The sequence below is a fragment of the Gemmatirosa kalamazoonensis genome (assembly GCF_000522985.1).
Classification (GTDB): domain Bacteria; phylum Gemmatimonadota; class Gemmatimonadetes; order Gemmatimonadales; family Gemmatimonadaceae; genus Gemmatirosa; species Gemmatirosa kalamazoonensis.
On the sequence record NZ_CP007130.1, the window covers coordinates 411,041 to 435,711 of the forward strand.

The window sequence follows — 24,671 nt, forward strand, 5'->3', positions numbered from 1 at the left end:
GCCGTGACCGCCATGCGCACCCCGACACGCCGCTTCCACCTCGCCCGCACCGCATCCGTCTTCGCCGCCGCGGGGATCCTCGCCGCGTGCGCCGCCTCCGCCGACGCGAGCGCCCCGACCGATCCGCCGGGCGAGACGCCGCCGCCGACGACGTCGGGACAGCCGAACCCGAGCAGCGGGATCGTGACCGGAACCATCGTCGACGCGGCGGGGCGCCCGCTCGCCGGCGTGCGCGTCGTCGCCGACAACACGCTGTTCTACGACCCGAACGTGACCGGCACGACCGACGCGCAGGGCCGCTACAAGCTCGATCTCAGCCGGATCGCCGCGACGTGGCACATGACCGCGCAGGTCACGCGCACGTACAACGGCCAGGAGTACGTGTTCGACCTGCACCCCGACACCGACGCGTCGTTCTCGGGGCTCGACGGCGCCGTGCGCAACTTCGACTGGCGGCTCACCGGCAAGCGGCCGGAGCTCACCGACGGCTACTACGGCGGCACCGTCTACGCGCACATCGACATCTTCCACTGGCCCGACGGCGCCGACGCGCGCGACATCGAGTTCACGTTCACGCCCATCGGACCGCTCGTCGACGGCAGCGCGGCGCGCCCGCTGACGCTGCGCGCGCCCGACGGCTCGCGGATCGCGGACGTGCCGGTCGGCAAGTACACCATCACCGCGCGGCTCGCGCCGCAGGGCAAGACCGCCCGTCCGCTCACGATCCGCCTCACGACCGGCGGCTCCTTCGCCGACGCCGTCACCGCCGTCTGGCCGCGCGACCTCACCGGCCGCACGGGCCCGATCGATCTGCAGGTCTCGGCGCCGGATCGGTGATCGCGGAAAGGCGGCAGGAAAATGGGGTCGGAGTCGATCGATCACGATCGACTCCGACCCCATTGCTGGCACTGGCGCTTCCCCCGGAATCGAACCACGGACGGCACGGAGGTGCTGGGCGACTACTCTGGGGATCCGACGGCGATGAAAAGGATCTCGAGATCCTTTCGATCGCACGTGGATCCCCAGAGTACTCGCCTGTCACCTCGCCCCAGATGCAGACGAGCGACGCCTCGCAAGCACGCGAAGCGTCGCTCTGTCCTGCTCCCTCGATCGCCGTCAGACGCGGCGCCGACGCGCGACCGCGCCTAACGCGAGCAACCCCGTGCCGAGCAGCGCGATCGTCATCGGCTCCGGCGTCGTGGTGGAGGACGGGTCGACCTCGTAGTCGACGCGCTCGTCCTGCGCCCACGCCGGGCGCGCCTGCTGCGTGAGCACGCCCGCGTCGGCCGACCACGCGATGCCGTTCACCGTCGGGAAGAAGATCCGCGCCGTGTTCTGGAAGTCGGCCTCCCAGCCGGCGTCGGCGGCCACGGTGTACGACCAGTCGATGCGGAACGTCGTCGCGCCGCCGACGATCGCTGGACGCGGCAGCAGCAGCGCGTCCCACGCGTGCTGCGCCGGGGTCGCGTCGTCGCCGAACAGCCACAGGTCCACCGACGACACGAGCCGACCCGAGTTGATGTCCCACGCGCGGCCGATCACGTTCGCGTACGGCGTCCCGTCGGTCGAGCCGGGGATCGTCTGCCGGAAGATGCCGTCGAGGAAGAGCTGCATCGGCGCGACCGTCGCGGGACCGCCGGTGTTCGTCAGCGTCACGTGGTAGCCGAACGCGGCCGACGCCGTGGCGCTGTGCGTCGAGCCCGACGTCCCGGCGTACAGGTGCGCGGCGCCGCCCGCCACGTCGATCGCCGCCGCCGCCGACGCGCCGGGCAGCGCCGCGTGCGTCGTGAGGCTCGCGGCGCCGAGCAGCGCCTGGAGATCCTGCGCGCCGGTCGCGGCGTCGACCACCTGGCCGCTCACGTACGTCGTGGTCTGGGCGGCGGCGGGCACGGCGACGGCGCTCGCCGCGAGCAGGAAGCCCGCGACGCGGCAGGCGTGGACGGGGCGTGGAAGTGTCGTGCGGAACGTCATGGCGTCGGTCTCCGGTCGGGGTCGTGTTGGAACGGCGCCCGAACGTCGCGCCCCGCGCTTGCGCCGTCGCTTAGGTGCCCGGTGTAAGCGCCGCCGTAAGCAGGGAGGACCATCGTACGCTCGCCGTATCGCTCCCCCTCCCCTTCAGCTCCCCCGCCGGTGTTCGTCGTCGAATCGTCCGCGCTCGTCCCGCACCCGCCACGCACCGCGTTCGCCGCCGCGGCCAGCCTCGAGGGCGCCGTGCGCTGGCAGAGCGGCGTCGAAGGGGTGCGCCGGCCGCGCGGCCGGGGGCTCCGCACCTCGCCGCTCGTCCTCCTCTACCGCGCACTCGGCGAGCGCCACCGCCTCGCCGTCCGGGTGACCGAGTTCGACCCGCCCGCCCGCTTCGCCTACCGGGCCGAGGGCGACGCGTTCGCGCTGGAGACGACGCTGGCGTTCGAGCCGGCGCCCGACGGCACGCGCGTGCTGCAGCACGTCGCGCTCGACACGGCCGTCGGCGCGGCGCCCGACGCGGCCGCGCTCCGCCGTCTGCTCGCGCGTCGCACGGCGGGCGACCTCGCACGGCTCACCGCGTGGGTCGCCGCGTGGAGCCGGATGATGCGGGCGCCGAGGGCCGAGGCCCCCGCCGTGCTGGCGCGAATGGCGGACTGACCAGTAGCGTTCCTGGAGTCTTCACGTCCTCGTTTCGCCTCTCCGTGTCCGACGCCGCCGCCGCTACACCCTCCGCGCCGACCGCGCCCGCCGTCCCGCACAACGTTCCGCCCGCCCTCTCGTCGTTCGTCGGACGCGCCCGCGAGCGCGCCGACCTCGCCCGCGCGCTCGGCGGCGCGGGTGGCACGCGGCTGGTGACCATCACGGGGCCCGGCGGCGCCGGGAAGACCCGGCTGGCGCGCGAGGTGGCCGCGGCCGGCGCGGCGTCGCGCGACGACGGGCGGCCGCCGTTTCCCGGCGGCGTCTGGTGGGTGGAGCTCGCGCCGGTCTCCGACCCATCGGCCGTGGCGCCGGCCATCGGTGACGCGCTCGGCGTGCGTCCCGCGCCCGGGCGCGACGTGCTCGACGCGGTGGCCGAGGTGCTGCGCGGCGTCGGCCCGGCGTCGAGCGGCGACGACGGCCCGCGCACGCTGCTCGTGCTCGACAACTGCGAGCACGTGGTGGAGGCGGCGGCCATGCTCGTCGAGCGGCTGCTGCGCGCGGTGCCGTCGCTCGCCATGCTGGCGACGAGCCGCGAGGCGCTCGCGGTGGAGGGCGAGCAGGTGCGGGTGCTGCCGCCGCTCGCCTCGCCGCCGACGACGACGCCCACCGCGGCGGCGATCGCGCACTACGAGGCGGTGCGGCTGTTCGTCGAGCGCGCGCAGGCGGCGAGCCCCGCGTTCGCGCTCAGCGACGCGAGCGCCCCCGCCGTCGCCACGATCACGGCGCGGCTCGACGGCCTGCCGCTCGCGCTCGAGCTGGCGGCGGCGAGCGTCGGCGCGTTAGGCGTGGAGCAGGTCGCGGCGCGGCTCGACGACGCCTTCCGACTGCTCACGCGCGGCCGCCGCACCGCGCTGCCGCGCCACCGCACGCTGCAGGCGCTGCTCGACTGGAGCTACGAGCTGCTGCGGCCGGCGGAGCGCGCGCTGCTGGCGCGGCTCGCCGTGTTCCGCGGGCCGTTCACCGCGGACGCGGTGGAGGCCGTGGGCGCCGCCGGCCACGGCGACGCGATCCCCGACGGCGCGGCGGCGGTGGCCGCGTTGGGCCGGCTCGTCGAGCAGTCGCTCGTCGAGGCGCGCGACCACCACGGCGAGACGCGCTTTCGCCTGCTCGAGACGGTGAAGCAGTACGGCCTCGATCGACTCGGCGCCGACCCGGACGAGGCGCGGCGCACGCACGCCCGCCACGCGCGCTGGGTGGAGGCGCTCGCCTCCGCCGCCGCGCCGGCGACGTGGAGCGCTGCGCGCGGTCGAACGGTCGCGCGTCTCGCCCGCGACGTCGACGAGATCCGCGGGGCGCTCGACTGGGCGTTAGGCGCGGAGCCGATGCTCGCCGCGCGCATCGTCGGTGCGCTCGCGTGGTTCTGGATCTCCGGCGTGTCGTGGCAGGACGCGCGCGGCCGCGTGGAGGCGGCGCTCGCCGCCGCCGACGCCGAAGGCGTGTCCGACGCGGCGCGTTCCCCGGCCGATCAGCGCGCGCTCGCCGAGCTGCTGTTCCCGCTCTCCGCGCTGCAATGGTTCGCCGGCGAGAGCGCGCCGATGCTGCGCACCGCCGAGCGCGCCGAGACGCTGTGGAGCGCCGTCGCTGCCGGCGGCACCGACGACGCGCTGCGCGCTGCCCGCGGGCGCGCGATGATGCGCCAGCAGAGGGGGCTCGCGCTCGCCGCGCTCGGCCGCGTGGACGAGAGCCGGCGCGCCGCGGACGACGCGGTGTGCATCGCCGGCGAGTCGGGCGACGCGTGGCTCGACGCCGTGATGCGCTGCCGCCGTCCGTACATCGGCCGGCTCGGCGGCGCGTACGATCGCGCGCCGGCCGAGTACGCGGACGCGATCGCGCGGCTGCGCGCGGTCGGCGAGACGTGGCTGCTCTCGCGCAGCCTCTACGAGAAGGGAGAGATGGAGCTCGCCGCGGAGGATCTCGCCGCCGCCGCCGCGTCGATGCGCGAGAGCGTCGCCGTGCTGCACGACGAGCCCGATGCATGGTTCCTGTCGTGCGCGCTCGACACGCTGGCGACGATCGCCGTGACCTCGTCGAGCGCCGCGCGCGGCAACGCGGCGGCCGCCCGTCTCCTCGGCGCGGCCGCGGAGCTGCGCGCGCGCTGCGGCGCCGAGGTGATCGAGGCCGAGCGCGGGCGGCACGCCGCGACCGTCGCCCAGGTGCGCGCGACGCTGCCGCGCGCGACGTTCGATGCGGAGTGGGCCGCCGGCGCCGCGCTCGACCTCGACGGGCTGTTCGCCCTCGCGCGCGATGCCGACGTGCTCGATGCCGACGTGACCGGCGCCGAGCGGAGCGTGCGCGCGCCGGAGGCCGCGCCGCCCGCCGCGTCAGGCCCCGCGTCGCCGGCCGTCGCGCCGCTCGCCGTCCGGGTGCTCGGCCCGCTCGTCGTGGCGCGCGACGGCGTGCCGTTAGGCGCCGGCGAGCTGCCCGGCGGCAAGGTGAGCGAGCTGCTGCTGTACCTCGTGTGCCACCCCGAGGGACGCACGAAGGAGGAGATCGGCCTCGCGCTGTGGCCCGACGCCTCCGCGGCGCAGGTGCGCGGCGTCTTCCACGTCACGCTGCACCGCCTGCGGCGCGCGATCGGCGGCGAGCGCGGATGGGTGACGGTCGTCGACGGCCGGTACGCGCTCGCACGCGAGCCCGCGCCCGGCGTCCGCCTCGCGTGCGACGTCGACGACCTGCTCGCCGCCGCCGACGCGCTCGCCCGCGCCGAGCGTCGGCAGCAGGCGCTCGACGCGGCGGCGCTCGCCGACGCGGAGCGCGCGCTCGGCGTCGGCGCGGACGGCGGCCCGCGCGGCGATCTCGCGCCCGGTCTCGCGCTCGGCGACTGGATCGTCGAGCACCAGGACCGCGTGCGAGCGGCGTGGGCCGACGGCGTGCAGGCGCTCGGACGGCAGCACGCACGCGTCGGGCGGGCCGCCGAGGGCGCGCGCGTGCTCGGCGCGCTCGTGACGCGTGAGCCGCTGCGCGAGAGCGCGCACCGGGAGCTGATGGTGCTGTGGGCGGCGTCGGGCGAGCGGGCGCGCGCGCTCGCGCACTACGACGCGCTCGTCACGCTGCTGCGGCGCGAGGTCGGCGTGCCGCCGTCGCGCGACACGCAGGGGATCGCGGAGCGCATCCGGCTCGGGTAGGACGGTCACCGCACCATCCACGCGGCGACGCGGTGCCACCACGCGCTCGTGCCGATCGCGACGCGGAGCGGCAGCGACAGGAACACGAGCGGCGCGCCCCACCGGTAGACGCGGTGCACTCGACCCATGACCAGCCGATCGTGGATCGGTCCCGCGGCGAGGAGCGCCGCCAGCAGCAGGAATCCCAGCGGGATGTGCCGCTGCACGACCGGGATGCGTACGATCCCCGGCCACGTGAGGCTGATCGTGCCGAGCAGCATCAGCCGCTTGTGCGTCTCGCGCCGGTAGCGGAAGTGGAGCGCCGCCGCGGTGAACCCGCCGAACAGCGCGATGTCCCCGAGCGGCACGATCATGAACGCGAGCCCGTCGGGGAACGCGCCGAACGTACGGTTGCGCCGCGCGCCGTCGAGCGACGCGAGCACGCCGAGCACGAGCATCGCCGCGGCGAGCGCGCCGCCGGCGACGCCGAGCCGGCGGTGCAGGTCCACCCGATGCGCGGCGACGAGCGACGTCTGGGCGAGCAGCAGCACCAGCCACCCGGTGAACACCGCGCCGTGCACGTGCGCGATGGTCGGGATCGGTGGTGCGGCGGTGAGCGCCCGCAGGTAATAGCTCGGCGCGAACCCGACGAAGACGACGACCATCGCCGCCGCCGTCATGCCGACGTAGAATCGTCGCGTGCGTCGCGCCTCGGCCGGCGCCGCGACCCGCATCGTGTCCGTCGTCATCGCTGGCTCCATGTTCGTGTCGCGCACAGCGTCGGCCGGCGACGCGGGTGCGACAAGCACCGAACCGCACGCGTACCGCACCACGCAGGTACCGCACGTGCCCGACACGCCCGCACCCGACCGCGAGGAGATCCTGGCGCAGCTCGACCGCGTCCTGGCGAGCGCGGGCTTCCGCCGCGCCGACCGGTCGAGCGCGCTGCTGCGCTTCGTCGTGGAGCGCGCGCTCGACGGCGACGACGAGCGGCTGAAGGAGTACACGCTCGGCGCCGAGGCGCTCGGCCGCGGCGTCGCGTTCGACCCGCGCACCGACCCGATCGTGCGCGCGGAGGCGTCGCGGCTGCGCGAGCGCCTGGCCCGCTACTACGCCGCCGACGGCGCCGACGACCCGGTCGTGATCGCGCTGCCGAAGGGGAGCTACGTGCCCCGCTTCGCCCCGCGCGGCGACGCGATGACCACGACGACGGCGGGGAGACGCGTCGGGCCGCCGGACCGCGTGGTGTGGGGCGTGGCCGGCGCGGCGCTCGCGTTGAGCATCGTGGCCGCCGTCGCGTGGACGCGCGCGACGCGAGTGCGCGACATGGACGGCACACCTCTGCGGCTGGAGGTCGAGCTCCGTTCCGACGGCGTGCTCGGATCCGAGGTCGGCCCCGACGTCGCGGTCGCGCGCGACGGCACGCGACTCGTGTTCGTGGCGCGCGACAGCGCGGGGCTCGCGCACCTGTACACGCGGCGGCTCGACGAGAGCGCCGTCGCCAGGCTGGCGGGCACCGACGGCGCGCGCGTGCCGTTCCTGTCGCCCGACGGCCGGTGGGTGGGGTTCTTCGCCGACGGCGCGCTGAAGAAGACGCCGACCGACGGCGGCTCGCCGGTGGTGCTGTGCGAGGCGACCGACGTGCTGGGCGCCGCGTGGGGCGACGACGGCACGATCGTGGCCGCGCTCAACCCCACGGGCGGGCTGTGGCGGGTCCCCGAAGCGGGCGGCGCACCACGCGTGCTCGTCGACCTCTCGGCGGAGCACGCGCAGCCCGTGTGGCCGCAGATCCTGCCCGGCGGCGCGGTGCTCTACACGCGCCACACGCGCATCGACACCGACCGCGCCGACGTGGAGGTGTACGACCCGCGCACCGGCACTCGGCGGCGCGTGGTCCGCGGCGGCACGTACGCGCGCTGGCTGCCTAACGGCTATCTCGCGTACGTGAACCAGGGCACGCTGTACGCCGCGTCGTTCGACGTCGCCCGCCTTGCCGTCACCGGCACGGCGGTGCCAGTGCTCGACGACGTGGCATACTCGCGCGCGTTCGGCTATGCGCAGCTCGACGTGTCGCCGGCGGGCGGCGGCACGCTCGTCTACCGGCGCAGCGCGGCGAGCGGGCGGTTCGTCGTCGCGTGGATCGACCGCGCGGGACGCGTGTCGCCGCTGCTCGACCGGCCGGGGCGCTACGCGTGGCCGGCGCTGTCGCGCGACGGCCGGCGGCTCGCGGTGACCTCGATGGACGCGGGCCAGGGGGCGATCCTCGTGCACGACGCGGCGAGCGGCGAGACCCGGCGCCTCACGGGAGCGGCCGCGGAGCACGGCGGCCTGCTGTGGTGGTCCGACGCGACGCTGCTCGTGGGCGGCCGCGGCGGCATCGCGTCGCTGCGCGTCGACCGCGCGGAAGCGCCTCGTGTGCTGCTGCCGGTGAGCGACGTCGCCGTCCCGTGGTCCGTCGCGCCGGGCGGCAGGCTGCTCGCGTACTACGCACTGCATCCCGGCACGGGCTTCGACCTGTGGACGGCGCCGCTCGGCGGCGACTCGGCGCGCGCCGCGTTAGGCACCCCGACCTCGCTCCTGCGCACGTCGGCATTCGAGGTGTACCCGGCGATCTCGCCCGACGGCCGGTGGCTCGCCTACGGCTCGAACGAGTCGGGCGCGTGGGAGATCCACGTGCGGCGGATGGGCGGCGGGGCCTCGGTGCGCGTGTCGCCGACCGGCGGACGCGTTCCGCGCTGGTCGCCGAACGGCCGCGAGCTGCTCTACCAGACCGAGGACCAGCGTGTGTTCGTGACTACGTTCCATGTGCGCGGCGCCACGTTCACCGTCGACCCGCCGCGGCCGTGGGGCGGCTCGGGCGCGCCGCCGTTAGGCGACACGGGCGTGCTGCCAGGCTTCGACGTCGCGCCCGACGGCGAGCGCATCGCCGCGCTGCTGCCGGCCGCGGCCCCCGCGGAGCGGCAGTCGCCCGACCACGTGACGATGGTGCTGAACTTCCTCGGTGCGGTGCGGCGCCGTGTCGACGGCGCCCGTCGGTAGATCCAGGGAGGACGAGATGCACAACATACTGGTGCTCGGCGGCGGCTTCGGCGGCGTGACGGCGGCGCGCCACCTCGAGCGCCTCCTCGGCGCGCGCGACGACGTCACGATCACGCTCGTGAGCCGCGAGAACTACTTCGTGCTCACGCCGCTCCTGTTCGAGGCGTGCTCCGGCACGCTCGAGCTGCGGCACTGCGCGCAGCCCATCCGCCCCGCCCTGCGCCGCGCGCGCTTCGTCGAGGCGACCGTCGAGGAGGTCGACGTGGAGCGGCGGGTGGTGCGCGCGACCGCGGCGGGCGGCGCCATGCACGAATTCCCGTACGACGACCTCGTGGTCGCGTTGGGCGGCACGACGAACATGTCGCTGATCCCCGGCTCCGCGCACGCGCTCACGTTCAAGTCCATGGCGGACGCGCTCGTGCTGCGGAATCATCTCATCGAGCGGTTCGAGCGGGCCGACGCGGCGGCCGATCCCACCGACCGACGACGGTGCCTGACCGTCGTCGTCATCGGCGGAGGGCTCGTCGGCGTCGAGCTGCTCGGCGAGCTGACGGCGTTCGCCGACGAGGTGCTCCGCTACTACCCGCGCATCCCGCGCGACGACGTGCGGTTCCACCTGTACGAGGCGGGGCCGCGCATCCTCCCCGAGCTCGACGCGAAGCTCGCCGACGTCGCCGTGCGCGTGCTGCGGAAGCGCGGCGCCGAGCTGCGGAGCGGGACACCCGTGCGCGCGATCGAGCCGGGCCGCGTGCTGCTCGCGGACGGGCCGATCGACGCCGGCACCGTGGTACTCGCGGCGGGCATCGTGCCTAACGGCGCGGCGCTCGGCATCCCGGTCGACCACGACGCGCGCGGGCGGATCGCGGTCGAGGCGACGATGCGGAGTCGGAGCCACCCGAACGTGTGGGCGCTCGGCGACTGCGCCGCGATCACCGGGCCCGACGGCCGCCCGTACCCGCAGCTCGCACAGTTCGCGACGCGCGAGGCGAAGCAGCTCGCCCGCAACGTGGTCGCCGCCATCGACGGACGGGCACCCATGCCGTTCCACTTCCGGTCGCTCGGGACGATGGCGTCGTTAGGCGGCACGCGCGCCGTCGCGCAGCTCATGGGCGTGCGGCTCACCGGCTTTCCCGCGTGGTGGTTCCGGCGGACGTACTACCTGTTCCAGATGCCGCGCTGGGACCGCCGCCTGCGCATGATCCTCGACTGGACGATCGCGCTGTTCTTCCGGCCCGACGTCACGCGGGTCGACGTCGCGCCGCTCGGGTCGGCGGCGACGGTGTAGACTTAGGCAGCACCACACCACCACAACCGTCTGCAATCGAGCATGGAGTCGATGATGAACCGTCCGGAGATGAGCTCCGAGACCGGGATGGCGATCCCCACCGTCCGCGGCATGCTGCGCCTGTTCGGGCGCGCGTTCCTGCTGCGGTGCCCCCACTGCGGCAAGGGGCCGGTGCTCCAGAGCTGGATGAAGCTGCGCGTGAAGTGCGGCACGTGCGGGCTCAGGCTTCAGCGCGGCGAGCACGACACCGTGATGGGCTTCGCGTTCATCCTGTTCGCGCTCGTCGGGCTGTTCTCGTACGCCGTCCTCGTGGTCACGCTGCTCGTGACGCGCACGACCCCCTGGGACCTGCTGCAGAACGGGCTCCCGGTGCTGGTGATCGTGGAGCTGTTCGCGTTCTTCCCGTTCGCGAAGCTGCTGTGGCTCGCGTTCGACCTCGCGCTGCGGCCGGTCACGCCGTCGGAGCTCGAGTGGCACCGCAGCGCCACGCAGCAGTTCGAGACCGAGCGCGACGCGCCGCGCTGAGCGCTCGCCGAGCGGCGCTATCCCTCCGCCGCCCGCACGCCGACGTTCCGCGGCAGCCACAGCGTGAACGTCGTGCCCTGCCCCGCGGCACTCTCGACACTGAGGTCGCCGTCGAGCAGACGCGCGAGCCGCCGGCTCACCGGCAGCCCCAGCCCGGTGCCGCCCTTCACGCGCGTGAGCGACTGATCGATCTGCGTGAACGGATCGAAGATGCGCTCGAGGTTCTCGCGAACGATGCCGGGGCCCGTGTCGCGCACGCGGAACACGACGCGGTCGCTCGTCGCCTCGACGTCGAGCGTGACCTGGCCGGCGTCCGTGAACTTCAGCGCGTTGCCGAGCAGGTTGATCAGGATCTGCCGCAGCTTCGTCGGATCGGTGCCGAGCGTGACCCCCTCGGCGGCCTGGTTCACGACGAGCGCGAGCCCCTTCTGCAGCGCCTGCGGCACGAACAGCTCGCCCACGCTCTCGACGAGCGGCGCGACGTCCACGACCACCGGGTGGATCTCCTCCTTGCCCGCGTCGACGCGCGAGAACGTGAGGATCTCCTCGATGATGCTGATGAGGTGCCGCGCGGCCGCCTTCACCCGGCTGAGATAGGTCTTCTGGAGCGGCTCGACCGGGCCGACCATCTCGCCCTCGAGCAGCTCCATGTACCCGACCACCGCGGAGAGGGGCGTGCGCAGCTCGTGGCTCATCGACGCGAGGAACTCGCTCTTCGCGCGGCTCGCCGTCTCCGCCCGCTGCAGCGCGTCGCGCAGCTCCTCCTCGCGCGCCACGCGCTCCGTGACGTCCTGCACGAGCACGAACACGCCGTCGACGCGCGCATCGCGCAGCAGCGGCACGATGCGCGCGCTCTGCTGCATGTGCTCGAAGTCGTGGTGGCCCGGCGGCGACGGCAGCGGCAGGAAGTAGCGGTGGAACCGGTGCGCCCAGACGGTCGTCACGCCGACGAGCGCTCGGCGCAGCGCGGCCTCCGCGGGCGTGTCGCGCAACCCCGGGAACACGTCGAGCAGCGGCCGGTCGACGACGTCCGCCGCGACCGCACCGCTGGCCGCGGCGAGCCAGCGATTCCACCCGCGGACGACGAGGTCGCAGTCGAGCGTGAGGATCCCGAGCTCGAGCACCTCGCCCAGCTCGGAGAGCAGCGGGAGTGCTTCGGCGCCTAACGATGTGAGCGGCGACTCCTGCAGCGGCACCGTCACTCCTCCCGCGCCGCGAGCGCGCGGGCGATGAGCGCCAGGGAGTGCATGCCGACGGCGATCATGAGATAGCCGCCGACCTCGCCTTCGCTGAGGCGGAACCGCGTCGCCGCGAGCAGCGTGTAGTTCAGCTCCTCGCTGTCGACCTGCAGCGAGCGCAGCAGCCCCTCGAGCGACTCCACGTGCATGCGCGGCACCGAGAACGTCACCGCGACGTGGAGCATGTCGCCGAACGAGCTGAGACACGAGCTGAGGATGACGTTGCCGACTTCCGCGAGCACCTCGCGCGCCGACTGGTCGAGCCGCCCGCCGACGGCCACGCCGCCGTCGGTCATGAGGCCAGTGAGCCGCGTCGCGCTCGCGTAGTCGAGCACGAGCACGGCGTCGCCGGTGACGCTGCCCTTGAAGATCTGGTGCACCGTGGCCAGATCGCCGTCGAGGAACTCCACGAGCCGTGTGTACGTCTCGTCGATCGGGCAGATCCACAGTCGTGGCAGCTCGACGAGGATGCGTTGACCGGTGAGCTCCGACAGCGAGGACGCGGCGCGGTGCAGCCCGATGTTGAACAACTCGGTCAGCGCGTCCTTGTCGAGCTGCTCGACGTTCACGGCGCCCCCGCGCCGAGCGCGTCGCGCACGGCCTGGCGGAGTCCTTCGGCGGAGACGGGCTTGCCGAGAAACGCGAGCGCGCCCGATTCGGCGACGAGCTTCGCGGTCGAGCGCTGCACGTCCGCGCTCACCACGATGACGCGCGCGCCGGCGTCGAGCTCGCGCAGCCGCTCGAGCACCTCCATGCCGCCCATGTCCTCCATCGTGAGGTCGAGCAGCACGAGGTCGGGACGGTGCACGAAGAACCCCTCGATCGCGGCCATGCCGGTGGCGGCTTCGTGCACGACGTGCCCGTCGTCCTCCATCATCCGCCGGTGGGTGCGGCGGGTGTAGTTGGAGTCGTCCACGATCATGATCGTCGCCATCTCAGATCAGCTCCGCGATCGTGCCCGCCATCTCCTCGAGCGTCGCGCTGCGGTCACTCAGCGACGCCTCGGCCACCGCGCGCGGCATCCCGTACACGACGCACGACGACTCCGCCTCGGTGACGATCCGGCCGCCCTGCGCCTTGATGTGCGCCGCGCCCAACAGTCCGTCGTTCCCCATGCCCGTCATCACGACGCCGAGCACGCGCGGCCCGAACACCGCGGCGGCGGACTGGAACAGGACGTCGACGGCGGGGCGGTGCGGGGTGTCGAGCGGGCGCAGGTCGAGGTGCGCGCGGATCACGGTGTCGGGGTCTCGGACGAAGGTGAGGTGCCGGCCGGCCGGCGCCAGCCAGACGACGCCCGGCCGCAGCACGTCGCCGTCCGCTGCCTCGACGACCTCGAGCGGCGAGATGTCGTTCAGGCGTTCAGCGTACATCGCAGTGTATCCCACCGGCATGTGCAGCACCATGGCGACCGGGACCGGAAAGCTCGCCGGCAACCGCGGGATGAGATAACGCAGCGCCTGCGGTCCGCCAGTCGAGATGCCAAGCACGACCAGGTCGGCCGCGGTCGCTCCGGCGCGTCGCGCGAGCACCGGCCCGTGGACGTCGGTTCCCGGCACTTGGGCGTCGGGATGGGCGTCGGCGGGCGCGCGGCCGACCGATGCGCGCGACGCCGCCTCCACCTTCGCGATCAGCTCGTCGGCGATCTCGTAGACGCGGTCGCTCGCCAGCGCGGTCGGCTTCTGCACGAACTCCACGGCCCCCGCCTCGAACGCCTCGAGCGCCATCGCGCCCGACTCGCCGGCGATGCTGCAGATCACCACCGGCACGACGCGCCGCTTCGCCTGCGCGCGCAGGAACTCGACGCCGTTCATGCGCGGCATCATGAGGTCCAGCGTGACGACGTCGGGCTCGAGTCGAGCCGTGAGATCGAGCGCATCCTCGCCGTCGCGCGCGGTGCCCACGACCTCGATCGACGCGCTGCGGGCGAGCATCTGCGAGACGACCTTGCGCACGAAGGCGGAATCGTCGACGACCAGCACACGGATCCGCTTCGGCATCAATTCCTCTGAACTCGTCCCTTCACGTACGCGAACGCGCCGGCGACGTCCGCCAGCTCGAAGTCGGTCTCCAGCCGGGTCAGCGACTCCGACGCGCCGAGGAAGAGATGCCCGTCGTCGGCGAGCCCCTCCGCGAACTGCCGTGCGACACGCGTGATCGTCTCGTCGGAGAAGTAGATCAGCACGTTGCGGCAGAAGATGACGTCGGCCCGCGCGAGCGGCCGCACCTCCTCCGGCGCGACGAGATTCGCCGTCGTCCAGCGAATCCGTCCATGCAGGTGCGGGTCCACCCGCCACGCCGCACCCTCGCGACGGAAGTAGCGGTCGCGCAGCGCCACCGGCAGGTTGCGGAACGAGCGTTCGCCGTAGAGTCCCGCGCGCGCGCGGTCGACCATCGCGCGGCTCGCGTCGCTGGCGACGATCTCCACGGGGCGTCGGTGCAGCAGCCCCGCCTCGGCGAGCGCGATGGCGATGCTGAGCGGCTCCTCGCCCGTGCAGCACGCCGCGCTCCAGATGCGCAGCGGCGCGCTGCCGCGCCGCTCGAAGTGCCGCGGGGCGACGACGTCGGCGAGCGCGAGGAACTGCTCCGGCTGTCGCCAGAAGAACGTTTCCGGCACCGAGAGCCGGTCGGTGAGCTCGGCCCAGTGGCGGTCGGCACCGGCGTCGTACCGCAGCAGAAAGTAGTAGTCGAGGTACGACGTCATGCCGCGCGCCGCGAGCAGATCGGACAGCTTGTCGGCCAGCAGGTCGCGCTTGTCGTCCCCGAAGTGGACGCCGATGCGCTGCGCGATGAGGTCCCGCAGCAGCACGAACGCCGAGTCCGAGATGCCGAGGACCTCGGGGCCGTAGCCGGATCCGCCGCGTCGCCCCTCATCGAAGTCGCGCACGCGGTCAGCCGCTCACCGAACGCGCGTCCGTCGTCCGGGCCGAGCGCAGGTCGCGCTGGGCGAGCGCGTGAGCGGCCGCGGTGCGCACGGCGGGAGACTCGTCGTGCAGCGCGGCGGCGAGCAGCGGCGCGGCGGCCGCGTGCGGGCTGCGGCCTAACGCCTCCACCACCGCGCACCGCACGTGGACGTCGGCGTCATCGAGCCCGCGCGCCACCCACGCCGCGTCGCGCTCCCCCACGCCGGCGAGCGCCTCCACCGCCGCCGCGGTGCGCACCGGATCGGCCGCGATCCCGACGAGCGCCGCGATCGCGTCGACGCCGCCCATCCGCTCGAGCGCGTGCAGCGCGCGCGTCCACACGTCGGGCACGTCGCTCGCCCGCGCGAACGACGCGACCGCCGACGCGGCGCGCGGATCGGCGCGCCGGACGAGCGCGTCCAGCGCCGCCACGGCCGTCGCGCGATCGTCTCCGTCGAGCGCGGCCACGAGCGGCGCGAGCGTGGCCGGGTCGCTGGACCCGCCGAGCGCGAGCAGCGCCGCCCGCGCGACGAGCGGCTCGGGATCGGCGGCGAGCGGTACCAACTTCCGTAGCTCGTCCTCGGATCCGATCTCGCCGAGCGCGTCCACCGCGGCGATGCGGACCGGCGGAGCGTCGTCGCCGACCGCGAGCCGCAGCAGCTCCGGAAGCGCCTGGTCGGTCCGCAGCCGGCCCGCGGAGCGGGCGGCGTAGTAGCGCACCCACGGGTCGGGATCGCGCAGCGCCGCGAGCAGGCCGGGCACCGCGTCGGCCGGCGCGACGTGCGACAGCGCGCGGGCCGCGGCCGCGCGCGTGCTCGGCGTGTCGTCGGCGAGCGCCTCGCCGAGCGCCTCGCGGGCGCGCGGGTCGTCGAACTGCACGAGCTGCTCGACGGCGGCGCGCCGCACGGCCTCGTCGTCGTCGTGGCGCAGCGACAGCAGCGGCTCGACGCAGGCCGCGAACGCGAAGTAGCCGGCCATCCGCGCCGCCGCCTCGCGCACGCGCGGCGACGGGTCGGCGAGCAGCACGACGACCCGGGCCGACGACTCCGGATGCCCGAGGGAGTGGAGCGCCCCGACCGCGGCCTGGCGAACCGCCGCGTGCGGGTCGTCCAGCCGCGCGATCAACGGCTCGAACGCGCGCCGGTCGCCGATGCTCCCGAGCGCGCCCGCCGCGACGACCGCGACCTCCGGTGCGTCGTCCAGCAGCGCGACGAGCGCCGGCACCGCGGCCGCCGATCCGATCCGGCCGAGCGCCGCGGCGGCCGCCTTCCGCACCCCGTCGTCGTCCTGCGTCAGCGCGTCGAGCAGCGGGTCCACGGCGGCCGCGCCCCGCTGCACCAGCACGTCGACCACGGCGCGGCACGCGTCGGGGTGGGCGAGGAGCGCGGCGAGGGTCGTCTCCATCCCCTCGACGGAGAGCCAGCCGAGGACCGTCACCGCCGCGGCGCGCTCCGCCTCGCCCGCGGTGGGCAGCGCGCCGAGCAGCGATCGCGACGCGCCGGCCGGCGCGACCGCGCGCACGAACTCGGCGATTCCTCCGGTGCTCGCGCCGGTTGCGTCGAGACGCGCGTGCAGCGTCGCGAGCGCCACCGCGACGGCGAGCGTGGGCGACCCTGGCTGGTCGAGCAGCGCCGTGAGCGGGGCGACCGCATCCTCGCCGCCGAGCCGCGCGAGCGCGTCGACCACCGCCGGCTGCAGCAGCTCGTCGTCGAGCAGCGGCAGGAGACGCGGGGCGACCGAGGGCTCGCCGATCGCCGCCAGCGTGTCGAGCGCCGCGAACGCCACCGAGAAGTCGCGCGACTCCGCCACCTCGGCCACCGGGAGCGCCGCGGCACGCGAGCGGATGCGTCCGAGCGCCTCGATCGCGTGGAACCGCACGTTCGCGTCGACATCGGCGAGCGCGCGGATCAGCACCGGCACGGCCCGCACGTCCTGCAGGAGCCCGAGGGCCAGGATGACGTACGTCCGGAGCTCGGCGTCCGACCCGGCGGCGTCGAGCAGCTGCACCAGCGGCGGCACGACGTCGTGGTGGGCGCGGGCCAGCGCCGTGAGCGCGGCGTTGAGGACGCCCGGATCCCGGTGCCGCTCGCGCAGCGCGGACAGCAGCAGGTCGACGACGCCGTCGTCCGGCACCCGCGCGAGCCCTTCGGCCGCGGCGCGCCGGACGCGCCAGCTGCTGTCGCCGAGCGCGCCGGCGAGCGGCTCCGGCGCGGCCGCCTCGGTGTCGAGCGCGCGCACGGCGCGCAGACGCACCAGATCGTCCGGGCTCCGGAGCTCCTCGGCCAGCTCGCGCTCGCGGTCGCGGCGCGCGGTCACGTCCTCGACGGTGACGGTCACGCCCACGATCGTCTCGCCGTCGCGCAGTGGAGCGATCGTCACGTGCTGCTGCATGCGCGCGAAGCGCGCGGACGCCGTGCGCGGCGGGCAGGCGAGCAGATACTCGTGGAACGCGGGCGCGAGCACCTGCACGACGCCCGAGTCGGCGACGCGGCGGAGACGCGCGAGATGCCCGCGCGCGTCGAGGTCGGGGAACAGCTCCGCGAGCGGCCGACCGTAGGCCTCGGATTCGTCGACCCCCGTGGCCGCAGCGAGCCACGCGTCCCACGACCGCACGACGAGCGCGAGGTCGGTCGTGAAGACGCCGACCGATCCGGTGGCGACGCTCACCGGCGAGCGGTGGGAGGCCCGTCGGGCGGACCGCCCGCCCGCGCGCGGTCGGCCAGCTGCCTGACGCCGGTCTCGCCGATCGACTCGGCCGCGCGGTCGCTCAGGCGCCGGAGCTCGTGCAGCGTCTCGAGCGACGCGGCCGCGGCGTCCGACTGCTCGCGGTTCGCGCGCACGATGAGACCGATCTGCTTCGACACGTTGTGCGTCGCGCTGGCGATGTCCGCCGCGGCGCGCCCCTGCTCGGCGAGCCCCTTCGTCGTCTGCTCCGACTGCCGCCGCATGTCCTGCGCGGCCTGCGCGATCTGTCCGACGGCGGCCGCCTGCTCCGCCATCGCCGTGCTCACCCGCTCGCTCGTGCGGCGGAACCGCTCGGCCTCGCGCGACACCATCTCGCCGGCGGCGGACTGCTCGGCGAGCGCGCGCGACGTGTTCGTCGCCACGCGGCGGACGCTCTCCACCGCCTGCGACGCCTCCACCACCGCCCGCGCCTGCTCCACCATCGCGCGCCTCACCTGCGTCGCGAGCGAGGCGCTGCCCTGCGCGGCCTGCACGATCTCGGCGGACGATCGCTCCTGATCCTTCATGGCCTGCGTCACCTCGCGCGCGGCGACGCGCATCTGCCCAGTCGTGCGCACGAGGCCCTGGAGCACGCCGGCCTGCTCGGCGGTCGCGACCGAGACCTGACGCACCTGGGTGGTCGCGGTGCTCACCACCGCCACGAGGTTCTGCGTCGCGCCGAGCTGCTCCTGCGTGGCACGCTCGATCTGCGCGACGCGCGCGGAGCTCTGCTCGATGCCGCTGATGATGCGCTTCAGCCCCGCCGCTCCCTCCTCGGCGAGCCGGCCGCTCTCGTCCGCGACGCGCTGCCCTTCGGTGGTCGACGACACCGCTTCCTGGACGACCGCCTGCAGCCCGCGGATGATCGACGCGATGTCGGCGGTCGCCTTCGCCGACCGGTCGGCGAGATTGCGGATCTCCTCGGCCACCACGGCGAAGCCGCGCCCCGCCTCGCCGGCGCGCGCCGCCTCGATGGACGCGTTGAGCGAGAGCAGGTTCGTGCGCTCGGCGATCAGGTTGATCGTGTCGACGATGGAGCTGATGTCCGCCGTGCGGCGCCCGACCTCCTTCACGACCGACGCCGACTCCACCATCGCGGAGCGCACGCGCGTCATCCCCTCCATCGAGCGCTGCACCGCCGTCCCGCCCTCCTCCGCGTCGCGCGTGGCGCGGCGCGAGATCTCCGTGGCCTCGGCCGTCAGCGACGCCACGCTGCGCATCGAGCGGTCGAGCTGCGTGGCGCTCGTGGCGGCGCTCTCCGCGGCGCGCGTGATCGCCTCGGCGTTGCGGGCGACGCCCTCGACCGACCGCGCGCTCTCCTCCACCGATGTCGCGACCTGCTCGGCGAGCCCGGTCATGTGCTCGGCGCTCGCCGTCACCTGCTCGACCGACGACGCCATCGACGCCATGGAGCGCGACGTCTGCTCGGCCGCCGCCGCGAGGTCGTCGGCGTTGCCGCGCACGCCCTCGACCGAGCGCGTCGTCTCCTCCATGGACGCGGCGATCTGCGCCACCGACGACGCCAGCCCCTCGGTGTCCGTGGTGACCGACTTCACCGACGCGGCCATCTCCGTCATGCCGCCGGCCACCGCGGTCGCGATCGTCGTCATCTCGGTGGCCGTCGCGGCGACGGCGGCGATCGAGCGGCTCGTCTGCTCCACCGAGGCGCCCGTCTCGGCGACCGACGCCGCGAGGCTCGCGGCGCCCGCCGTCATCTCCTCGATCGACGCCGCGAACTCGTTCGCCGACGAGGCCAGCTCCTCGCCCGACGTCGCGATCGACTCGGCCTGCGCGGCGGTCTGGCGGAGCGATTCCGCCACCTCCGTCGCGCCGGTGACGGCGCCGTCGACGAGACGCGCCTGCGCCTCGCCCGCCTGCCAGAGGATCACCGCGGCGCGCAGCGCGTCGTTCGTGACGACGGGCGGCGCCGACGAGGGACCGCCTAACGGGCTGCCGCCGTTCGCGGCGCCGGTCGGGTGCTGGGGGTCGCGTGTCCAGAATGCCATCGGTCTCTCTCCCCTCTCACGTGGACGCCGCGTCGTCCGCGGCGGGAGCGTCTGTGGGCTCGATGTCGACGGCGAGCAGCTCGGTGACGTCGACGATGAGCATGAGGCGGTCGCCCTGCTGGGCGATGCCGCGCAGGTACCGGCCGGTGGTGCCGGCGATGCCCTCGGGCAGCGGCTTCACGAGCTCCGGATCGATGCTCGCGAACTCGCGTGCGCTGTCGACGAGCAGCCCCACCGTGCGTCCTTGCGCGTGCACGACGACGAGCCGGCTGCGGAGGTCGTGCGCCACGCGCGGGAACCCGAACCGCGCGCGCAGGCTCACCGCGGGAATGACCTGCCCGCGCACGGACACGACGCCGTCGACGTACGCCGGCGCGTTGGGCACCGGCGTCGGCGTGCCGGCCATCTCCAGCTGCAGCACGTCGTCGCTGCGCAGCGCGTAGGTGGCGCCGGCGAGCTCGAAGAGCACGTACGACTCGCTGCCGCTCGGATGGATCGTCATGCGTCGGACCTCGGGCTACGAGACGAGACGTCGCTCGCGCGGGCGATGCGCACGTCGCGCCTCCGCCTCGCGCAGCAGCGCGGCCGCGTCGAGGATCAGGCTGACGCGGCCGTCGCCGAGCTCCGTGGCGCCGGCGACGCCGGGCACCGACACGAGCGGATCGGTGACCGACTGCACGACGATCTCGCGGAGGCCGAGCAGGCGGTCGACCGTCAGGCCCATCGGCACCGCGTCGCTGCCGACGACGAGCACGTAGACGTCGGTGCCGCGCGCATCGTGCAGCCCGAACAGCCGCGACAGGCTCACGATCGGGAGCACCCCGCCGCGGTACGCGATCACGTCGTTGTTCTCGAACGGCACGATCGACGTGCGCTCCACGCGGAGGATCTCGCGCAGCGCGGGCTGCGGCACGGCCATCTGCTGGCCCCCGATCTCGACGAGCAGCGCGTCGAGGATCATCAGCGTGAGCGGGAGGTCGACGGCGAACCGGGTGCCGCGGCCCGGCGTCGACTCGAGCGTGAGCTCGCCGGAGAGCGCGCGCACCGCGGACCGCACGACGTCCATGCCCACGCCACGCCCGCTCGTCATGTCCGCCTCGTCGCGCGTCGAGAAGCCGGGCGCGCACAGCACGTCGAGCAGACGATCCGACGACAGCGTCTCCCCGGCCGCGAGCAGCCCGCGTGCGTGCGCGCGGGCGGCCACGCGCTCGACGTCGATGCCCGCGCCGTCGTCCTCGACCTCGATGCGGATGCGGTCGCCGGCCGCGGCGGCGCGGAGCGTCAGGCGCCCCTCCGGCGGCTTGCCCCGCGCGCGGCGCTCCTCCGGCGGCTCGATGCCGTGGCTCACCGCGTTGCGCACGAGGTGCAGCAACGGCTCCAGCATCCGGTCGACGACGACCTTGTCGATCTCCGTGCTCTGTCCGTGGAACTCGAGCGCGACGCGCTTGCCCGACTCGCGAATCGCGTCGCGCGCCGCGAACCGGAGCCGCTCGAACACCTCGCCGACCGGCACGAGCCGGATGCGCGTCACGCTCTCGCGCAGCCGTCGGAGCTGGCGCTCCATCACCGCGTTGGTCTCCTCGAGCGCGTCGCGCACGCTCGCGAGATCGCCGCCGGCCGCCTGCCGCAGCACGTCGTCGAGCCGCGAGCGGCTGACCACCAGCTCGCCGACGAGCCGCATGACGCCGTCCAGCCGCGCGAGGTCGACGCGGACGACGCTCGCCGCGGACGGCGCGGGCATCGGCGCCTCCGACCCCACGACCGGCGGCGGTGGTGCGTGCGTCACGCCGACGGTCCACCGCAGTCCGTCCGCGGACCACGCCTCGTCCGGCGCGCTCGCCGACGGCACCTCGACCCAGAAGTCGAACACCAGGCCCCCATCGACCATGCGCGGCTTCGCGTCGAGCAGCGCGCCGAGCGACCGCAGGCGCGCGCGCACGGCGTCCACGCCGATGCCGCGCTGGGCGAGATCGACGCTCGGCACGAACTCGAAGTGGTACACGGTGCCGTCGACGTCGCCATCGACCGGCTCATCGATGCCGGGCGGCCGAGGCTCGTCGGTCGGGGCGCGTGCGAGCGGCGCGATCCGCGCGAGCGCGGCGACGGCCGCGGTCACGTCCGGCACGCCCGCTCCGGTGCGGCGCGCGGCGATGCACTGCTCGAGCAGCTCCGCCCCCGCGAACAGCGCGTCCACGAACCCCGGCGCCGGCGGCGACGCACCGTGCTCCGCGGAGCGCAGGGCGCCCTCGAGCGCGTGCGCGACGCGCTCCGCGCTAACGTCGCCGACCATGCCGGAGAGGCCCTTCAGCGTGTGCAGGCTCCGGAACAGGTCGCGCAGGATCCGCGGATCCGGCGCGTGCGCCGGCGCGGTCGCCTCGAGGTCGAGCAGGGAGCGCCTAACGACCGCGAGGTGCTCGTCGCACTCGGCGTAGTAGTCCTCGATGAACTGATCGAAGAACGCGCCGCCGGTCACGCGCGGCTACCCGCGTCCAGCAGCGCGCGGATCTCGGGCGCGAACGTGGCCGGCTGGAACGGCTTCGTGAGATAGCGCGTCGCGCCCTCGCGCAGGGCGCTGGCGCGGCTCTCGTCGTCACCGCGCGTCGTGACGACGACCACCGGCAGCGCGCGGAAGCGCTCGTTCGTGCGCATGAAGCGCAGCACCTCGAGCCCGTGCACGTCCGGCATGTTCAGGTCGAGCACCACGAGGTCGACCGGCACGAGCGCCAGCCGCTCGATGGCCTCGAGCCCGCTCGCGGCCTGGTCGAACGTGACGTCGCCGAGCTCCCGCAGCGACGCCATGATCATGCGCCGCATGGTGGGCGAGTCGTCCACGACCAGGATCGTTCGCATGCGGGCATGGACGGCGACGGGGAGAAACGGACGAAGCTGTCGCCACAAGCTACAGCGCGCCCCTACCCGCGACTACCGGTGCCCCGCTCTCCCTCCGGCGCGGCGCGAGCGGCTCAGCGCCGCACGCCGAAGCGCAGGCGGAGGTAGCTCGCCCCCTCGACGCGCCGCGCCGTCGCGAACGAGCCTGAGTCGCTCGCCGCCAGGCGCTCGGAGATCGCGTACTGCAGCACGATCGCCCCGACCGAGTCCTGCGGCAGCACGTTCGGGTTGGCCACGAACCGGCTCGGGCCGTCGCAGCAGAGCGGCAGCGGCGCCGCCACGTCGAACCGGGTCCGCGTTCCCACGCGCAGGACCGCGCGCCGCTGCGGGTCGACGTCCAGGGTGAGGGGCACCCACTTCGCCCCCGACGGCAGTGGGGCCTCGGCGAGGACCTGCGGGTCCGACCCGACGCGCTCCAGCGCGACGTACGTCTCGCCGGCGCGCGGCGTCGTGACGCGGAAGGCCCACGGCAGGAACCCGCCGGGGTGCGCGGGCGGCTGGTGCCACACCACGATGTCGTGCCCGACGCGATACGTCGCGCCGCCGGCCATCCAGCGGTCGCAGGCGGCGCCCGCCGCGAGCACGAGCAGCACGCGGAGCGCCGTCGTCGTGAGCGTGGAGTGTCTCATCCTCGCGCCTCCGTCACGAACGTCCACCGTCGTCGCGGAGGATCCCGCGACGGCAGCTCGTCGGCCGGATTCGACGCGGAATGGTCGAGCGCGCGGCGGCGCGCGGCGACCAGCTCGAGGATGAGGGCGCGGCGGTCCTCCGCGCTCAGCGGCTGATTATCGAGCAGTGCGAGGATGAGGCGCTCGCAGTCGGCGGCGGTGAGAATGATCATGCCGTCACGATGCGCGGGGCCCGTCACTGGCCCGTCAACAGGGCGTCACGCGGGCCCCCTCACGGCTGCTGGAAGCCGAGCGGCACCTCGGGGCTCATGAGCGAGGCGCCGCCGTCCGCGTCGGATGATCCACTCCGCGACGACGACGTTGATCACCCAGCCGGCGCCCATCATCACCGCACGCGGCAGCTCGCTCGGCTTGCCGTGCGCGAGCAGCGCCCACGGGAGGTGCGTCAGCACCTGCGTGCCGGCGCCCATGCCGATCGCGTAGGCGCGCGTCATCCACGCCCCGTGCGCCGCGAAGTCGCGGCGGCGCACCGCGTCGAGCGCGAGCACCATCGACGCCACCATGGCCGAGCCGAACACGAGGCGCTCGAGGTAGACGCCCACGCCGTCGCCGGCGGGCCACGGATAGAACTGCGCCATCCACAGCCCCGTGAGCGCGGCCACCAGCCCGCACACGCCGAGCACGCGCCCGGCCGCGCGGTGCCAGCCGCGATGCCGCCGACGGAAGGCGGGCGCGAACTGGAACGCGCCGAGGATGCTGAACGGGATCACGGCGAACACGTGGAGCACGACCGGCAGCGGGTGCGCGAAGAACCGCGCGTTCTCGACGGTGACGGCCGCACCGCGCGCCAGCTCGACGAGCCTGGCCGTGCCGGCCGCAGCCGGCACGAGGCTCAACACCACCAGCAGCGCCGGCACGCGCCACGCGGCGCGGTTGGAGACCGGCATGGCGCGCGCGCTCATCGCCGCACCAGGCGCAGCCCGGCCATCACGACGAGGTCGTTGCGCGCGTCCGCGGCGCCGGGACCGTTCAACGGCTTGAAGCCGGTCACGTAGTCGCGCGTCTCGAGGCGCAGCCGGATGCGGCGCACGCCGATCTCGCCGCCGACGGCGCCGTACGCCGCGACGTCGTGCCGCGCGTCGACGTCCAGGCTGCGATAGTCGTAGCTCCGCGCGCCCGCGCCGATGCCCGCGAACGGCGCGAACGTCACGCCGTGGCCCGCGATCCACCGCGGGGCGCGCGCTTCGGCGCCGACGTCATAGGTGAACACGTCGAGCTTCGGCTGCGAGGCGGCGGCGACGTCGCGGCTGCGCGCCCAGCCGACGGTGGCCGTCACGGCGAGCGTCGGGCGCACGACGTAGGAGAGCTGGACGGCGTTCATGTTGCCGCGCTTGATCGCGTCCCGCTGGGCACCGGTCGGCAGCATGGTCCCGGTGGGCACGAGAAGCTCCCACCGCGACTGCTTGGCGTGCGACTCGGCGGTCTGCGCGGCGAGGGGGCTGACGATCGTGCAGGCCAGCGCGGCGGTGAACAGCGAGCGAGCGGTCATGGCGGCGGCTCCCGTGTTGGCGTGGTGTGTGGTCCCGACGCCAGCCAAGCTGCGGGAGTCGCCCGCCCGTCGAATCGACCGAAAGGTGCAGAGGGGGGTGTAGTCGGGGGGTGTAG

The 24,671-nt window shown here is 74.5% G+C and carries 22 protein-coding genes; 6 read left to right on the forward strand and 16 right to left on the reverse strand.

Translation table 11 applies throughout. The features are described from left to right. The first annotated feature begins 12 nt into the window (after positions 1 to 12). Entirely contained in the window at positions 13 to 837 is an 825-nt protein-coding gene (locus tag J421_RS29565) for a carboxypeptidase-like regulatory domain-containing protein (protein WP_025414740.1), read from the forward strand. 279 nt (positions 838 to 1,116) lie between these two features. On the opposite strand, the gene J421_RS29570 is transcribed toward J421_RS29565, so the two are convergent. Beyond that, complete coding sequence (locus J421_RS29570; protein WP_025414741.1) at positions 1,117 to 1,971, reverse strand: PEP-CTERM sorting domain-containing protein; 855 nt, start codon at positions 1,969 to 1,971, stop codon at positions 1,117 to 1,119. A 159-nt stretch (positions 1,972 to 2,130) separates the two neighbouring features. Between J421_RS29570 and J421_RS29575 the strand changes: the two genes are divergently transcribed. After that, the gene (locus J421_RS29575) at positions 2,131 to 2,622 is read left to right on the forward strand and encodes an SRPBCC family protein (protein WP_025414742.1); all 492 of its coding nucleotides are present in this window, start codon (positions 2,131 to 2,133) and stop codon (positions 2,620 to 2,622) included. A 44-nt stretch (positions 2,623 to 2,666) separates the two neighbouring features. Beyond that, positions 2,667 to 5,789 carry a BTAD domain-containing putative transcriptional regulator gene (locus J421_RS29580; protein WP_025414743.1) on the forward strand — a complete coding sequence of 1,041 codons (3,123 nt, stop codon included), beginning with the start codon at positions 2,667 to 2,669 and terminating at the stop codon, positions 5,787 to 5,789. A 5-nt stretch (positions 5,790 to 5,794) separates the two neighbouring features. Here the strand turns inward: J421_RS29580 and J421_RS29585 are convergent, their stop codons facing one another. After that, complete coding sequence (locus J421_RS29585) at positions 5,795 to 6,517, reverse strand: hypothetical protein (RefSeq protein ID WP_148306628.1); 723 nt, start codon at positions 6,515 to 6,517, stop codon at positions 5,795 to 5,797. Positions 6,518 to 6,614: 97 nt separating this feature from the next. On the opposite strand from J421_RS29585, the gene J421_RS29590 reads away from it, so the two are divergent. From J421_RS29590 to J421_RS29600, 3 genes are read left to right on the forward strand one after another with little or no spacing between them, the layout of a single operon-like run. Next, positions 6,615 to 8,807 carry a TolB family protein gene (locus J421_RS29590; protein WP_158508984.1) on the forward strand — a complete coding sequence of 731 codons (2,193 nt, stop codon included), beginning with the start codon at positions 6,615 to 6,617 and terminating at the stop codon, positions 8,805 to 8,807. A 16-nt stretch (positions 8,808 to 8,823) separates the two neighbouring features. After that, entirely contained in the window at positions 8,824 to 10,092 is a 1,269-nt protein-coding gene (locus J421_RS29595; RefSeq protein WP_025414746.1) for an NAD(P)/FAD-dependent oxidoreductase, read from the forward strand. Between the two features lie 54 nt (positions 10,093 to 10,146). Next, complete coding sequence (locus J421_RS29600; RefSeq protein ID WP_158508985.1) at positions 10,147 to 10,617, forward strand: DUF983 domain-containing protein; 471 nt, start codon at positions 10,147 to 10,149, stop codon at positions 10,615 to 10,617. Between the two features lie 17 nt (positions 10,618 to 10,634). Here the strand turns inward: J421_RS29600 and J421_RS29605 are convergent, their stop codons facing one another. The 14 genes from J421_RS29605 to J421_RS29670 all read right to left on the reverse strand — a co-directional run bounded on the left by J421_RS29605 (position 10,635) and on the right by J421_RS29670 (position 24,555). Beyond that, positions 10,635 to 11,813, reverse strand: a complete 1,179-nt coding sequence (locus J421_RS29605; RefSeq protein WP_158508986.1) for a sensor histidine kinase — start codon at positions 11,811 to 11,813, stop codon at positions 10,635 to 10,637. 2 nt (positions 11,814 to 11,815) lie between these two features. After that, a complete protein-coding gene (locus J421_RS29610) occupies positions 11,816 to 12,424 on the reverse strand; it encodes a hypothetical protein (protein ID WP_025414749.1) in 609 nt (202 codons plus the stop codon). Next, complete coding sequence (locus tag J421_RS29615) at positions 12,421 to 12,789, reverse strand: response regulator (RefSeq protein WP_025414750.1); 369 nt, start codon at positions 12,787 to 12,789, stop codon at positions 12,421 to 12,423. The genes J421_RS29610 and J421_RS29615 overlap by 4 nt, the downstream gene beginning before the upstream one ends. A 1-nt stretch (position 12,790) precedes the next feature. Next, complete coding sequence (gene cheB, locus J421_RS29620; protein WP_025414751.1) at positions 12,791 to 13,855, reverse strand: chemotaxis-specific protein-glutamate methyltransferase CheB; 1,065 nt, start codon at positions 13,853 to 13,855, stop codon at positions 12,791 to 12,793. Beyond that, positions 13,855 to 14,742: a CheR family methyltransferase gene (locus tag J421_RS29625; protein ID WP_025414752.1), complete on the reverse strand. Its 888-nt coding sequence runs from the start codon at positions 14,740 to 14,742 to the stop codon at positions 13,855 to 13,857. Before J421_RS29625 ends, cheB begins: the two co-directional genes overlap by 1 nt. A 4-nt stretch (positions 14,743 to 14,746) precedes the next feature. Next, positions 14,747 to 17,425: a HEAT repeat domain-containing protein gene (locus J421_RS29630; RefSeq protein ID WP_025414753.1), complete on the reverse strand. Its 2,679-nt coding sequence runs from the start codon at positions 17,423 to 17,425 to the stop codon at positions 14,747 to 14,749. After that, entirely contained in the window at positions 17,422 to 19,488 is a 2,067-nt protein-coding gene (locus J421_RS29635; protein ID WP_025414754.1) for a methyl-accepting chemotaxis protein, read from the reverse strand. The genes J421_RS29630 and J421_RS29635 overlap by 4 nt, the downstream gene beginning before the upstream one ends. A gap of 16 nt (positions 19,489 to 19,504) precedes the next feature. After that, positions 19,505 to 19,990: a chemotaxis protein CheW gene (locus J421_RS29640; RefSeq protein ID WP_025414755.1), complete on the reverse strand. Its 486-nt coding sequence runs from the start codon at positions 19,988 to 19,990 to the stop codon at positions 19,505 to 19,507. 15 nt (positions 19,991 to 20,005) lie between these two features. After that, complete coding sequence (locus J421_RS29645; protein ID WP_025414756.1) at positions 20,006 to 21,961, reverse strand: chemotaxis protein CheA; 1,956 nt, start codon at positions 21,959 to 21,961, stop codon at positions 20,006 to 20,008. Then, a complete protein-coding gene (locus J421_RS29650) occupies positions 21,958 to 22,338 on the reverse strand; it encodes a response regulator (protein ID WP_025414757.1) in 381 nt (126 codons plus the stop codon). Before J421_RS29650 ends, J421_RS29645 begins: the two co-directional genes overlap by 4 nt. A gap of 113 nt (positions 22,339 to 22,451) precedes the next feature. Continuing rightward, on the reverse strand, positions 22,452 to 23,006 hold the full coding sequence (locus J421_RS29655; protein WP_025414758.1) for a hypothetical protein: 555 nt from the start codon (positions 23,004 to 23,006) through the stop codon (positions 22,452 to 22,454). After that, a complete protein-coding gene (locus J421_RS29660) occupies positions 23,003 to 23,218 on the reverse strand; it encodes a hypothetical protein (RefSeq protein WP_025414759.1) in 216 nt (71 codons plus the stop codon). The genes J421_RS29655 and J421_RS29660 overlap by 4 nt, the downstream gene beginning before the upstream one ends. Positions 23,219 to 23,263: 45 nt before the next feature. Further along, the gene (locus J421_RS29665; RefSeq protein WP_236646398.1) at positions 23,264 to 23,968 is read right to left on the reverse strand and encodes a DUF2306 domain-containing protein; all 705 of its coding nucleotides are present in this window, start codon (positions 23,966 to 23,968) and stop codon (positions 23,264 to 23,266) included. Further along, the gene (locus J421_RS29670; RefSeq protein WP_025414761.1) at positions 23,965 to 24,555 is read right to left on the reverse strand and encodes a hypothetical protein; all 591 of its coding nucleotides are present in this window, start codon (positions 24,553 to 24,555) and stop codon (positions 23,965 to 23,967) included. The genes J421_RS29665 and J421_RS29670 overlap by 4 nt, the downstream gene beginning before the upstream one ends. Positions 24,556 to 24,671: the final 116 nt, after the last annotated feature.